Raw genomic sequence first — 13,154 nt, 5'->3', positions numbered from 1 at the left:
AAGGAACTACGCCGACCGGCGTCCGAACATCGCCCACAGCAGACAACCCGCACCCAGCGTGCCAAAGCCGAACATCCATGCCAGCGGGACCGTCGTACCGCCAGCGAGATCGAGCGCGGCACCGAATACCAGCGGCGCGACGAAGCCGGCGCCGAAGCCACCCAGCGAGTACAGCGCCATCGCCGCACCGCGCTGCGCCACCGGCGCGGCGTGCACCAGCCCTGCGGTCAGCGAGGCCGAATCGGCCATCACGGTCACGTTGTAAAGCGACAGCAGGATGAGCAGCAGCCACCACGGTCCGCCGGCCGCGGCCCCGGCGACCCAGCACATGAGGCCGGAGGCGATCATCATCCAGACGATCCAGCGCTGGCGACCGATGCGGCTGGCCGCCTCGTTGCCCAGTATGCTGGCCGGCTGCCCCAGCAGCATGACCAGCGCCGCCGCCTCGGTCGGCGAAAGCCAGGGCGCGCTCGCCGACAGCGTCCAGCCAAACGCGATGAAGGCGACCAGCCAGGAGCGCAGGCCGAACAGTTCCCAGCAATGCACGGCATAGCCGCTGACCAGGCTGCGCACGCGCGGATGCGCCAGCACCGGACCGAAGCGCGGCAACCAGCGCGCCTCGTGAGCGGCCGGCGGCGCGACGTGACCAACGCGCAGCCAGACCAGCGCGGCCGCCAGCAGCGGACCGATCGCCATCAGCGCCACCGCGATGTGCCAGCCGAAGTGACGGCCAAGCACGCCGGCCAGCAACAGCGCCGCGCTGGTGCCGATGCCGAAGCTCGACGTGTAGAAGGCGATGTGGCGGGTACCGGCGTCGTGCGGCACCCGGTCGGCCAGCACACGCAGGCCCGGCATGTAACAGCCGGCCAGCCCGGCGCCGCTGAGCGCCTGGAAGAAAGCCGCGCTCCACAGCCCGTGCGCGGCGAAGGCGAAGCCGATCATGCCGAGCGCCATCAGCAGATTGGACAGCACGAACACCCGGCGCGCGTCGACGCGGTCGGTCGCGCCGGACAGGAAGGGTACGGCCACCATGTAGCCGAAGAAGAAGGCACCGCCGATGAAGCCGGCCTCGGCGCCGCTGAGCGTCCACAGCGCCGACAACTCGGTCAGGAAGGACGGATAGGCGGCAAGGCTGGTCATGCCCAGCACCTCGGCCGCGCACATCAGCAGCGTCAGGCGCGCGGTGCCGGCGGTCGCACTCACTCGTCGCGCGATTTCAGCCAGGCCACCTTCTGGCGGGCACGGCCGGCCTTCTTGTCGGTGCGCGCGTGCTCGCCGCCCTTGCGCATCAGCGCCGCCGTGGCAAGCGGGTTGCGCGGCTTCAAGGTGCGCCGCTTGCTGCTCAGCCGGGCAGCCGACTTCTCGTTCATCGCCGGCCTCCGCGCTCGAACTTGATGATGGCGCGCCCGTCTTCGGTCTGCTTCGGCTCGCCGCGCCAGGCGTGTCCGTAGATGATTTCCATGGTCGCCGGCAGACGGCCGTCGTCGAGCCGGCGCAGCAGCGCCGCGTCCAGCTTCTGCCGCGCGCGCGGCGTCAGCAGACCGCGCGGGCGCGCGGCCAGCGCGGCCAGGCTGCCGGTGTCGACCAGATCGCGATAGAGGTCGGCCGGCGACGCGAAGGTGAGCGTGATGTGCTCCATGTCCATCACCGGCTCGGCGAAGCCGGCCTCGACCAGCATGTCGCCGACGTCGTGCATGTCGATGAAGCGATGCGCCCGCCCGGGCAGTCCCGCCTCGACCAGTGCCGCGCGCAGTTCCTGCAGCGTGTCCGGGCCCAGCATCGAGAACATGAACAGGCCGCCGACGCGCAGCGTGCGCTGCACCTCGCGCAGCGCGCCCGGCAGGTCGGGCAGCCAGTGCAGCGCCATGTTGGACCACACCATGTCGTGGCTGCGCGGCGCGATAGGCAACCGCGCGATGTCGGCCTGCAGCACCGCGGTCTGGCTGCCGCCGAGCACGCCCGGCAGCCAACGGCGCCAGCGTGGCGTGCGCACCGCCGCCTGCGCCAGCATCGCCGCCGAACGGTCGAGACCGGTCATCAGCGCGTCGGGGTAGCGCGCCCGCAGCGGCTGCAGGTCGGCGCCGCTGCCGCAGCCCAGATCGAGCAGGCGCTGCGGTTTCAGCGTGACCAGATCGAGCCGCTCGGCCATCCGGCGCGCGACTTCCCGGTGCAGCACCGCGGCGCTGTCGAAACGTCCGGCGGCACGCTCGAAACCGCGCGCAACCGCGCGGGCATCGAGCGCGAAATCAGGCGGAACGGAGGTGATTGCCGACTCCCGATCAGACGGAACGTATGCCCAGCCGCTCGAACAGCCTGCGGTCGTTCTCGGCTTGCGGGTTGCCGGTGGTGAGCAGCTTGTCGCCGTAGAAGATCGAATTGGCGCCGGCGAGGAAGCACATCGCCTGCATTTCGTCGCTCATCAGTTCGCGCCCGGCCGACAGGCGGACATAGCTCTTCGGCATCGTGATGCGGGCGGCGGCGATGGTGCGCACGAACTCGAACGGATCGAGGTCGGGCGTATCGGCCAGCGGCGTGCCCTCGACCTTGACCAGATTGTTGATCGGCACCGATTCGGGCGGCGTGTCCATCGACGCCAGCGTGGCGATCAGGCCGGCGCGCGCGCGGCGCGATTCGCCCATGCCGACGATGCCGCCGCAGCACACATTCATGCCCGCTTCGCGCACCGCTTCCAGCGTATCGAAGCGGTCTTCCTGCGTGCGCGTGCCGATCACCTCGCCGTAGTAGTCGGGCGCGGTGTCGATGTTGTGGTTGTAGTAGTCGAGACCGGCTTCCTTCAGCTTCTCGGCCTGCCCCTCGCGCAGCAGACCGAGCGTGGCGCAGGTCTGCAGGCCGAGGCCCTTCACTGCCGAAATCATTTCGGCCACCTTCTCGACGTCGCGGTCCTTCGGGCCGCGCCAGGCCGCGCCCATGCAGAAGCGGGTGGCACCCGCGTCCTTGGCCGCGCGGGCCGCTTCGAGCACCTCGTCTATCGGCATCAGCTCCTGACTGGCGACGCCGGTGTCGTAGCGCACCGACTGCGGGCAGTAGCCGCAGTCTTCCGGACAGCCGCCGGTCTTGATCGACAGCAGCGTCGACCGCTGGATGGCATTGGCATCGAAGTTCTCGCGATGTACCGTCTGTGCGCGGAACATCAGATCGGCAAACGGCAGTGCGTACAGCGCCTCGACCTGTTCGGTGGTCCAGCGCTGGGGCGCTTGCGAACGGGAGGACGGCGGCAGATGGATGACCTGGGTGTGCATGAGTACAAGACGGGCGCACGCGAATGCGCCGGAACGGCGAAGCCGCCATTTTCTTCGAAAACAGGCCCTTCATGTTGCAGCGCGTAATCGGTACCGCGACCGGTCGTGTGCTCGACCTGCTGCTGCCACAGGACTGCCGGCTGTGCGGCCTGCCCGCCGGCAACGCACTGCTGTGCCCCGGCTGCCATGACGATCTGCCGCGGCTGCCGGCCGCGCACTGCCCGGTGTGCGCGCTGCCGGTGCCGACCGCGCAGGTGTGCGGCCGCTGCCTGAAGCACCCGCCGGCCTTCGACGCGACGCTGGCCGTATGGGCCTACGCCGAGCCGGCGGACGGGCTGATCCACGCGCTGAAGTTCCGCGCCCAGCTGCCGCTGGCCGGGCTGTTCGCCGACGCACTGCAGTCGCTGGGCCTGCCGCCGGCCGACCTGCTGCTGGCGATGCCGCTGCATCCGCGGCGGCTGGCCGAACGCGGCTTCAACCAGTCGGTCGAGATCGGCCGCGTGCTGGCTCGGAATGCAGGGCTGCGCTTCGACGCCTTCGGCCTGGAACGCCTGCACGACACGCCGCCACAGCGCGACCTCGCCTGGTCGCAGCGCCGGCGCAATGTGCGCGGCGCCTTCGCGCTGCGCGCCGAGGTCGCCGGACTGCATGTGGCGGTGATCGACGACGTGCTCACCACCGGCGCCAGCCTGCACGAGGTCGCCCGCGTGCTGAAGGCGGGCGGCGCGCTGACGGTGACCAATCTGGTGCTGGCGCGCACGCCCAGACTGCGCGGGCGCTAGCGGACCGTCAGAGCCTGCCGTGAGGACACGCTAGCGCGCCTCGTTGGCCTGCTGGAAGTAGTCGATGAAGGCGCGCAGGCGTTCAGGCATCTGCGCCCGGCTCGGGAAATACAGGTGTATCGCCGACATCGGCATCGCGACGTCGCTCAGCACCGCGCGCAGCGTGCCGCGCGCGAGATCGTCGGCGACCAGCGAATCCAGTGTCTGCACCATGCCCAGGCCGCGGCGCGCCAGATCGATTTCGGCGTCGGCGTCGTTGACGATGTAGCGACCATCGACCTCGACCTCGAGCGGCCGGCCGTCGCGCTGGAATATCCAGCGCATCGTGCGACCGCTGGACGCGTAGCGGTAGCGCACGCATTCGTGGCGACCGAGATCGTCCACCGACAGCGGCGGCGGACGCTGCGCCAGATAGTCCGGCGCGGCCACGGTGATCATGCGGTTGGGCCCGCCGATGCGCACCGCCACCATGTCGGCCTCTATCGTGTCGCTCATGCGCATGCCGGCGTCGAAGCGCTCGGCCACGATGTCGGCCAGGCCATCATCGAGCGCCAGTTCCAGTTGCACGTCCGGATGACGCACGGCGAATCCGGCCAGATGCGGCGCGATCAGCACCCGGTAGGCCGGGCGCGGCATATTGATGCGCAAGGTGCCGGTCACCCGGCCCTGCGACTGGGCCAGGCTGTCGAGCGCCGCCCCCAGTTCATCCAGCCCCACGCGCACGCCGTCATAGAAGCGCTCGCCCTCTTCGGTCAGCGACACGCTGCGCGTCGTGCGAGTGAGCAGGCGCACCCCCAGCCGCTGTTCAAGCGTGCGCACGCTCTGCGACAGCGCCGATGCCGACACGCCCAGTTCGGCCGCCGCCCGGGTGAAGCTCGCATGCCGCGCGACGCATTCGAAGGCGCTCAGCGCCGGCAGCATGGCCGGCTCCAGTTTGAAGTTCTGCTTCATATGGCTTGAAAGATTACCCAGTCGATCTAAAAAAACAAAGCGACTATGTTTCGCACTGTGTCGTGCGCAAAGCAAGCGCACACCCTGCCCCGGTGAACGAGCGCAACGACGCCTCGCTCCGATGCGTCGCTCGATTCGCCCGCGGGCTTCCGCGGTACGGAGGGATCCCCATGAACATGATTGCCCCCAGCACCGGCCTGAGCCGGCGCAGCTTCCTGAAGCTGGGCGCGGCCGCCGGTGGCGGCCTGCTGATCGAACTGAGCCTGCCGGGCGCACGCGCGCTGGCCGCCGACGGTGCCCGTTTCGAGCCGAATGCCTTCATCCGCATCGATCGCGACGGCGTGGTCACGCTGGTGATGCACAAGGTCGAAATGGGCCAGGGCACCTACACCGCCATTCCGCAGCTGATCGCCGAAGAGCTGGACGTGCCGCTGGACGCGGTGCGACTGGAGCATGCGCCGCCCGATCCGAAGTACGCCGACCCCATCATCGGCGCCCAGATCACCGGCGGCTCGACCTCGATACGCGGAGCCTGGAAGCCGATGCGCGAAGCGGGCGCCACCGCGCGCACGCTGCTGGTCCAGGCCGCCGCGAAGAAATGGAATACCGACGCCGCGAAACTGCTGGCGCGGGACGGCGCGGTGATCGACAGCGCCGGCGCCCGCCGTGCCGGCTACGGTGAACTGGTCGATGTCGCGGCCACGCTGCCGCTGCCGACGGCGGTCACGCTGAAGGACCCGAAGGATTTCCGCCTGATCGGCAAACCCGTGCGCCGCATCGACGCCGCCAGCAAGGTGAATGGCAGCGCGCGCTTCGGCATCGACGTCGTGCTGCCCGGCATGAAGGTGGCCACCGTCGCCGCTTCGCCGGTGTTCGGCGGCACGCTGGCCGGTGCCGACGAAGCGGCCGCGCTGAAGGTGAAAGGCGTGCGCCAGCTGGTGAAACTGGACAATGCCGTGGCGGTTGTGGCCGACCACATGTGGGCCGCCAAGCAGGGCCTCGCCGCCTGTGCGCCGCGCTGGAAGGACGGCGCGCACGCCAAGCTCGATACCGTGCAGATCTTCGCCCACCTTGAGAAATCGTCGGAAGGTCCGGGCGCGGTCGCTCACAAGACAGGCGATGCGGCGGCCGCGATGAAGAGCGGCGCCCGGCGCATCGACGCCATCTACCGCCAGCCCATGCTGGCGCACGCGACGATGGAACCGATCAACTGCACGGTGGACCTGAAAGCCGACGGTCTGGACGTCTGGGTCGGCACCCAGGTGCCGGGCATCGCGCAGGCGGTGGCCGCGCAGACCGCCGGCCTGAAGCCGGAACAGGTGCGCATCCATAACCACCTGCTGGGCGGCGGTTTCGGCCGCCGGCTCGAAGTCGATTTCATCGCCCAGGCGGTGGCCATCGGCAAGCAGGTGCGCGGCCCGGTCAAGGTCGTATGGACACGCGAGGAAGACATCCAGCACGACATGTACCGCCCGCCCTATCTCGACCGCATCAGCGCCGCGGTCGATGCGAAGGGCACGCCGGTGGCGTGGACGCACCGCATCGCCGGCTCGTCCATCATGGCGCGCTTCTTCCCGCCGGCCTTCAAGGACGGCGTCGATCCCGACGCGGTCGATGGCGCGGTCGAACTGCCCTACGCCATCCCGGCGATGCAGGTCGAGTACCAGCGGGTCGAGCCGCCCGCAGTGCCGACCGCCTTCTGGCGTGGCGTCGGACCGACCCGCAACGGCTTCGTGGTCGAAGGCTTCATCGACGAGTTGGCCGCTGCCGCCGGACAGGACCCGGTGGCCTATCGCCGCGCGCTGATCAAGGACGCCCGCACGCGTGCCGTGCTCGACCTGGCGGCACAGAGGTCCGGCTGGGGCACGCCGCTGAAGGCGGCCGCCGGAGCGCGTGCCGGCCGCGGCGTCGCGCTGATGCACGTGTTCGGCAGCCGCGTCGCCCAGGTGGCCGAGGTCGAGGTGAATGCCGACAACGAAGTGCGCGTGCGCCGCGTCACCTGTGTCATCGACTGCGGCTTTGCGGTCAATCCGCTCACCGTTGCGGCGCAGATGGAGGGCGGCATCATGTTCGGCCTCACCGCCGCGCTGTGGAACGAGATCACGCTGGCCGACGGCCGCGTGCAGCAGAGCAATTTCCACGACGTGCGCATGATGCGGATGAACGAAGCGCCGCAGATCGACGTCCACATCGTGCCCAGCGCCGAGGCGCCCGGCGGCGTCGGCGAACCCGGCACCTCGGTAGCGATTCCGGCCGTGGTGAACGCGGTGTTCGCCGCCACCGGCCAGCGCGTACGCACGCTGCCGATCGCCGGGCAGCTGAAGACCACCTGATTTCCATTTGAACTGCGGGCGCCGCCCGCGCATTCCAACCACCACCGGCGGCCCGACCGCCATCGATGAGGGCTCAACCATGGCAACGATCAACCTGAATGGCCGCGACGTCGCGGTCGACCTGCCCGACGACACCCCGCTGCTGTGGGCGCTGCGCGACGGCCTGAACATGACCGGCACCAAGTTCGGCTGCGGCATCGCCATGTGCGGCGCCTGTACGGTGCACGTCGACGGCCAGGCCACGCGCTCCTGCGTGACGCCGATCTCGGCCGTCGCCGGCAAGAAGATCACCACCATCGAATCGGTCGGTGAAGCCAAGGTCGGTGCCGCCGTGCAGGCCGCCTGGCAGAAGCTGGACGTGGTGCAGTGCGGCTACTGCCAGTCCGGCCAGATCATGTCGGCCACCGCGCTGCTCGCTTCGAACCCGACGCCGACCGACGCCGACATCGACGCCGCGATGAGCGGCAACGTGTGTCGCTGCGCCACCTATGTCCGCATCCGCGCGGCCATCCACGAAGCCGCCAAGTCCCTGGCCTGAGGAGCGCACAGATGAATTTCCGCATCGAGAATGCATTCCAGACCACCCGCCGCGGCTTCCTCAAGGGCGGCGCCGGATTGGCGCTCGCCATCGTCGCGCCGACCGTCGCACTGGCCGAGGTCGGTGGCCCCGGTCACGCCGGCAGCGCGATGGTCGATGGCGAGTTCTCGCCGAACGCCTTCCTGCGCATCGGCACCGACGGCACGGTCACCGTGGTGTCCAAGCACCTCGAAATGGGTCAGGGCGTGTACACCGGCCTGGCCACGCTGGTGGCCGAGGAGCTGGACGCCGACTGGTCGCGCGTGACGGTCGAGGGCGCACCGGCCGACGCCAAGCGTTACAGCAATCTGTTCTGGAAGGCGCAGGGCACCGGCGGCAGCACCGCCATCGCCAACTCCTACGAACAGATGCGCCGCGCCGGCGCCACCGCGCGCGCCATGCTGGTTTCAGCCGCCGCGCAGCAGTGGAAGGTCCCGGCGTCGCAGATCACGGTGAAGAACGGTGTCGTGTCGCACGCCGCCAGCGGCCGCAAGGCCGGCTTCGGCGAACTGGCCGAGGCGGCGGCGCAACTGCCGGTGCCGGCCAACGTGAAGCTGAAGAATCCGAAAGACTTCACGCTGATCGGTCGCAGCGCACCGCGCGTGGACAGCGTCGCCAAGACCACCGGCCGCGCCACCTTCACCCAGGACGTGAAGCTGCCCGGCATGCTGGTCGCCGTGGTCGCCCACCCGCCGCGCTTCGGCGGCCGCGTGAAGTCGGTCGACGACAAGGCTGCGCGTGCGGTCAAGGGCGTGAGCGACGTCGTCGTCATCCCGAACGGTGTCGCGGTGCTGGCCGCCGACTACTGGACCGCGAAGAAGGGCCGCGACGCGCTCAAGGTCGAGTGGGACGAATCGCAGGCCTACCGCGGCAGCAGTGATGCCATCGTCGCCGACTACCGCGAACGCGCGAAGACGCCCGGGCTGAACGCGCGCAACGACGGCAATGCCGAAGCGGCGCTGGCCAAGGCCGGCAAGGTGATCGAGGCGGAATACGTGTTCCCCTATCTGGCGCACGCGTCGATGGAGCCGCTGAACTGCGTCATGAAGCTGGAGAACGGCCAGTGCGAGGTATGGAACGGCGAACAGCTGCACACGGTCGATCAGTTCTCGCTGGCCAAGACGCTGGGCATCGAAGCCGACCGCGTGAAGCTGAACATGGTGTATGCCGGCGGCAGCTTCGGTCGCCGCGCCAATCCGCAGTCGGACTATCTGCTCGAAACCGCGCAGATCGTGAAGGCGATCAACGGTCGCGCGCCGGTCAAGCTGGTGTGGAGCCGTGAGGACGACATGCGCGGCGGCTTCTACCGCCCGATCTACCTGCACCGCGTGCGCGCGGCAGTCGACGCCAAGGGCATGCCGGTCGCCTGGCAGCAGCGCATCGTCGGCCAGTCCATCATCGCCGGTTCGCCGTTCGAACCGATGCTGGTGAAGGATGGCGTCGACATCACCTCGGTCGAAGGCGCGTCCACGCTGCCCTACGCCATCCCCAACCTGAACGTCGATCTGCACACCACCAATGCCGACGTGAAGGTGCCGGTACAGTGGTGGCGCTCGGTCGGCTCGACCCATACCGCCTACGCGACCGAACTGTTCATCGACGAGCTGGCGCTGAACGCCGGCAAGGACCCGGTGGCCTACCGCATGGCACTGCTGAAGAAGCATCCGCGCCACGCCGGCGTGCTCAAGCTGGCCGCCGACAAGGCCGGCTGGAACAAGCCGCTGGCGCCGGCCGCCGACGGTGCGAAGCGCGGCCGCGGCGTCGCCGTGCATGAGTCGTTCAACAGCTTCGTCGCCGAAGTGGTCGAGGTGACGGTGCAGAAGGACGGCAGCTTCAAGGTCGACCGCGTGGTCTGTGCCGTCGATTGCGGCGTCGTCGTGAATCCGGACGTGGTCAAGGCGCAGATGGAGGGCGGCATCGGCTACGCGCTGGCCGCCGCGCTGACCGGCGCCATCACGCTGAAGGACGGCGTGGTCGAGCAGTCCAACTTCAACGACTACCCGGTGCTGCGCATCAACGAAATGCCGAAGGTTGAGGTGCACATCGTCAAGTCGGCCGCCGCGCCCACCGGTGTCGGCGAACCAGGCGTGCCGCCGCTGGCGCCGGCACTGGCGAGCGCGCTGCGTGCGGCGACCGGCAAGGTGATCCACACGCTGCCGATCGGCGAACAGCTGCAGGCCTGAGCGAAGCATCGCCCCGCGGGCGGCCGCTCAGGCGCGCCGTCCGCGTCATGAAGGAATGACATATGGACAGCCTTGATCTCGAAGTACTGACCCGCGCCCGCGACTGGTTGCGCGACGGCCACCGCGTCATGCTGGCGACGGTGGTGCGCACCTGGGGCTCGTCGCCGCGCCCGCCCGGCGCGCTGCTGGCGCTGCGTGACGACGGCCGCGCGGTCGGTTCGGTGTCCGGCGGCTGCATCGAGGACGACCTCATCTTCCGGCTGCGCCGCGACGGCCTGCCGACCGAGGCACACGCGGTGAGCTACGGCGTCACCGCCGACGAGGCGCGCCGCTTCGGCCTGCCCTGCGGCGGCACGCTGCAGCTGGTGCTGGAACCGCTGGCCGATGCCGGTGCGCTGGACGATCTGCTGACGCGACTGGGTCGCGGCGAACTGCTCACCCGCCGCCTCGACCTTGCCAGCGGCCGCGCCGCGCTGCACGCCGGCCACGCCGACCAGGCGCTGCATTTCGACGGTCACACGCTGATCAGCGTGTTCGGCCCGCGCTACCGGCTGCTGCTGATCGGCGCCGGCCAGCTGTCGGGCAGCCTCGCGCGTATCGCCAGTTCGCTCGATTTCGCGGTCACCGTGTGCGACCCGCGCGAGGAATACAGCGAGGAGTGGAGCGTGCCCGGCACCACGCTGACCCGCGACATGCCGGACGACGTGGTGATCGCGATGCAGCCGGACGCGCGCACCGCGGTGATCGCGCTGACGCACGACCCCAAGCTGGACGATCTGGCGCTGATGGAGGCGCTGAAGTCGCCCGCCTTCTACGTCGCCGCGCTCGGCTCCCGCCACAACAACGATGCACGTCGCGAACGGCTGAAGGAATTCGACCTCAGCGAGGCGCAGATCGACCGCCTGCGCGGCCCGGCCGGGCTGTACATCGGCAGCCGCACACCGGCCGAGATCGCGGTATCGATCGCCGCCGAACTGGTGGCGATGAAGAACGGTGCCGCCGCCGACACGCTTCTCAATGTGCGCGAGGCCAAGGTCGCGCTCGACATCGCGGCCGACACGCTGTCGTCGTGCGTGCTCGGCCCGAACTGAATCTCGCGCCCGCCACCGCGGGCGCGACCATGAACGGCGTACGGCCGCCGGGCAGACGACACCCCCCTCCGTCGTCGGTCCGGCGCGCCGGCACGCCGTACCCCGGCCATCCGCCGATCAGGCAATGATCCAGGGCATCCTGCTCGCCGCCGGCTACGGCCGGCGCTTCGATCCGAGCGGCCACAGCAACAAGCTGCTGGCCACGCTGCCCGACGGCCGCAGCGTCGCCTGGCACGCTGCGCGTGCACTGTGCACCGTGCTGCCGGGCAGCATCGCGGTCATCCGCCCCGGCCATGAAGCGCTGGCGGCGGACCTGCGCGACGCCGGCTGCCGAGTGCTGGAAAGCCCCGACGCCGAAGCGGGCATGGGCAGCGCGCTCGCGCATGCGGTAGGCGACAGCGCCGGCGCCGATGGCTGGCTGGTGACGCTGGCCGACATGCCCTGGCTGCCGGTCGACGCCATCCGCGCGGTCGCCGCCGCCATCGACCGGCCGGAGCGCATCGCCGCCGCGGCCTTCGCCGGCCAGCGCGGCCACCCGGTCGCTTTCGGCGCCGCACACGGCGCGGCACTGGCTGCGCTGCACGGCGACAGCGGTGCGCGCGAGCTGCTGCGCACGCATCCGGTACAACTGATCGAAGCCGGTGACGACGGCGTGCTGCGCGACATTGATCTGCCGGAACATCTTCAGCGCGTGCGCTGAAACAATTGTTCATACCCACAGCCGCATGACAGATGCACAGCGCACGGTGTAGGCTGCGCACGTCGACGCGCACACGACGCGCGGCAGACCCAGACGACGAACGAGAACGCGGCGCCAAGGCCACCGCGCATTCCGGAGCACGGCCATGAACGACACGGTTTCATTCGAAACCCTGGATGACGACAGCGGCGGATCGCTGACCGCTCAGATGCAGTGGTTGCACGCGCGCGTGCGTCAGCATCACCCGCAGGTGCACCGCATCGCCATCACGCTGTACGACGCGCGCCACGACGTGCTGAAGACCTATGTGAACAGCAGCGACGTGGACGACCCGCTGTCGCTGTACGAGCGGCCGCTGGCACAGGTGCCGTCGCTGCTCGAACTGGCCGGCAAGCGCGAAACGCGCGTCATCCATGATTTCACCCAGCTGCCGCTGCCGCACGGCGAACACACCGCATGGCTGCTGGCGCACGGCTATCGCAGCAGCTACACGGTGCCGCTCTACCAGTCCGGCACGCTGCTCGGCTTCCTGTTCTTCGATTCGCGCAAACCCGGTGCTTTCGACGGCCGGCTGCCGGGCGAACTGCAGATCTACGTTCAGCTGTGCCGGCTGTCGGTGCTGAACGTATTCAGCCTGTCGCACGCAGTCGAAGGCATGGTCAAGGTGGCGCGTGGGCTGGCGCATCTGCGCGACATCGAAACCGGTCGCCACCTCGACCGCATGTCCAGCTACAGCCGGCTGATCGCGCAGCGCGTCGCGCCGCACTTCGGCCTTGGCGACGAGTTCGTCGAACACGTGTACCTGTTCTCACCGCTGCACGACATCGGCAAGGTGGGCATTCCGGACAACGTGCTGCTGAAACCCGGCCGCCTGACCCCGGACGAGCGGCTGAAGATGCAGGGCCACGTGGAACTGGGCGTGCAGCTGATCGACGAGGTGATGCAGGAAGCCGGTCTGGCCGAAACGCCCTATCTGTCCATCCTGCGCAACATCGTCAGCCACCACCACGAGTGGCTGGACGGCAGCGGTTACCCGCGCGGCCTGCGCGGCGCTGCGATCCCGCTCGAAGCGCGCATCGTCGCCGTCGCCGACATCCTCGACGCGCTGACCTCGGAGCGACCGTACAAGAAGCCCTGGAGCAACGAGGACGCGCTGGCCGAACTGCGTCGCATGGCCGACGATGGCAAGCTCGACCCGGTCTGCGTCGATGCGCTGGCGCAATCGGCCGAGGAATTGCGCGCGATCCAGGCCCTTTTCGGGCTGGACGACTGACGAC

The 13,154-nt window shown here is 69.4% G+C and carries 12 protein-coding genes; 7 read left to right on the top strand and 5 right to left on the bottom strand.

What is annotated here, in order from left to right:
- Positions 1 to 6: 6 nt before the first annotated feature.
- From METFAM1_RS0115875 to bioB, 4 genes are all read right to left on the bottom strand, one after another.
- Complete coding sequence (locus tag METFAM1_RS0115875) at positions 7 to 1,203, bottom strand: MFS transporter (RefSeq protein WP_019916395.1); 1,197 nt, start codon at positions 1,201 to 1,203, stop codon at positions 7 to 9.
- On the bottom strand, positions 1,200 to 1,370 hold the full coding sequence (locus tag METFAM1_RS20950) for a hypothetical protein (protein ID WP_019916394.1): 171 nt from the start codon (positions 1,368 to 1,370) through the stop codon (positions 1,200 to 1,202). Before METFAM1_RS20950 ends, METFAM1_RS0115875 begins: the two co-directional genes overlap by 4 nt.
- A complete protein-coding gene (locus tag METFAM1_RS0115865) occupies positions 1,367 to 2,176 on the bottom strand; it encodes a methyltransferase domain-containing protein (protein ID WP_019916393.1) in 810 nt (269 codons plus the stop codon). Before METFAM1_RS0115865 ends, METFAM1_RS20950 begins: the two co-directional genes overlap by 4 nt.
- A 103-nt stretch (positions 2,177 to 2,279) precedes the next feature.
- On the bottom strand, positions 2,280 to 3,260 hold the full coding sequence (gene bioB / locus METFAM1_RS0115860) for a biotin synthase BioB (protein ID WP_019916392.1): 981 nt from the start codon (positions 3,258 to 3,260) through the stop codon (positions 2,280 to 2,282).
- Between the two features lie 71 nt (positions 3,261 to 3,331).
- Here bioB and METFAM1_RS0115855 point away from each other — a divergent pair, with 71 nt between their 5' ends.
- Positions 3,332 to 4,042: a ComF family protein gene (locus METFAM1_RS0115855; RefSeq protein WP_232419786.1), complete on the top strand. Its 711-nt coding sequence runs from the start codon at positions 3,332 to 3,334 to the stop codon at positions 4,040 to 4,042.
- Between the two features lie 30 nt (positions 4,043 to 4,072).
- Here the strand turns inward: METFAM1_RS0115855 and METFAM1_RS0115850 are convergent, their stop codons facing one another.
- Positions 4,073 to 4,993, bottom strand: a complete 921-nt coding sequence (locus METFAM1_RS0115850; RefSeq protein ID WP_019916389.1) for a LysR family transcriptional regulator — start codon at positions 4,991 to 4,993, stop codon at positions 4,073 to 4,075.
- A 170-nt stretch (positions 4,994 to 5,163) separates the two neighbouring features.
- On the opposite strand from METFAM1_RS0115850, the gene METFAM1_RS0115845 reads away from it, so the two are divergent.
- The 6 genes from METFAM1_RS0115845 to METFAM1_RS0115820 all read left to right on the top strand — a co-directional run bounded on the left by METFAM1_RS0115845 (position 5,164) and on the right by METFAM1_RS0115820 (position 13,150).
- Complete coding sequence (locus METFAM1_RS0115845; protein WP_019916388.1) at positions 5,164 to 7,326, top strand: xanthine dehydrogenase family protein molybdopterin-binding subunit; 2,163 nt, start codon at positions 5,164 to 5,166, stop codon at positions 7,324 to 7,326.
- Between the two features lie 79 nt (positions 7,327 to 7,405).
- Positions 7,406 to 7,864, top strand: coding sequence for a (2Fe-2S)-binding protein (locus tag METFAM1_RS0115840; protein ID WP_019916387.1), 459 nt, complete (start codon positions 7,406 to 7,408; stop codon positions 7,862 to 7,864).
- 11 nt (positions 7,865 to 7,875) lie between these two features.
- On the top strand, positions 7,876 to 10,086 hold the full coding sequence (locus METFAM1_RS0115835) for a xanthine dehydrogenase family protein molybdopterin-binding subunit (protein ID WP_019916386.1): 2,211 nt from the start codon (positions 7,876 to 7,878) through the stop codon (positions 10,084 to 10,086).
- Positions 10,087 to 10,148: 62 nt separating this feature from the next.
- Positions 10,149 to 11,177 carry an XdhC family protein gene (locus tag METFAM1_RS0115830; protein WP_019916385.1) on the top strand — a complete coding sequence of 343 codons (1,029 nt, stop codon included), beginning with the start codon at positions 10,149 to 10,151 and terminating at the stop codon, positions 11,175 to 11,177.
- A gap of 124 nt (positions 11,178 to 11,301) precedes the next feature.
- A complete protein-coding gene (locus METFAM1_RS0115825; protein WP_019916384.1) occupies positions 11,302 to 11,877 on the top strand; it encodes a nucleotidyltransferase family protein in 576 nt (191 codons plus the stop codon).
- 145 nt (positions 11,878 to 12,022) lie between these two features.
- Positions 12,023 to 13,150, top strand: a complete 1,128-nt coding sequence (locus METFAM1_RS0115820) for an HD-GYP domain-containing protein (protein WP_019916383.1) — start codon at positions 12,023 to 12,025, stop codon at positions 13,148 to 13,150.
- Positions 13,151 to 13,154 lie beyond the last annotated feature (4 nt).

The organism is Methyloversatilis discipulorum (assembly GCF_000527135.1).
GTDB lineage: Bacteria > Pseudomonadota > Gammaproteobacteria > Burkholderiales > Rhodocyclaceae > Methyloversatilis > Methyloversatilis discipulorum.
Note: the sequence above shows the minus strand (reverse complement) of the source record. Positions and strands in the feature narration are given on the sequence as shown.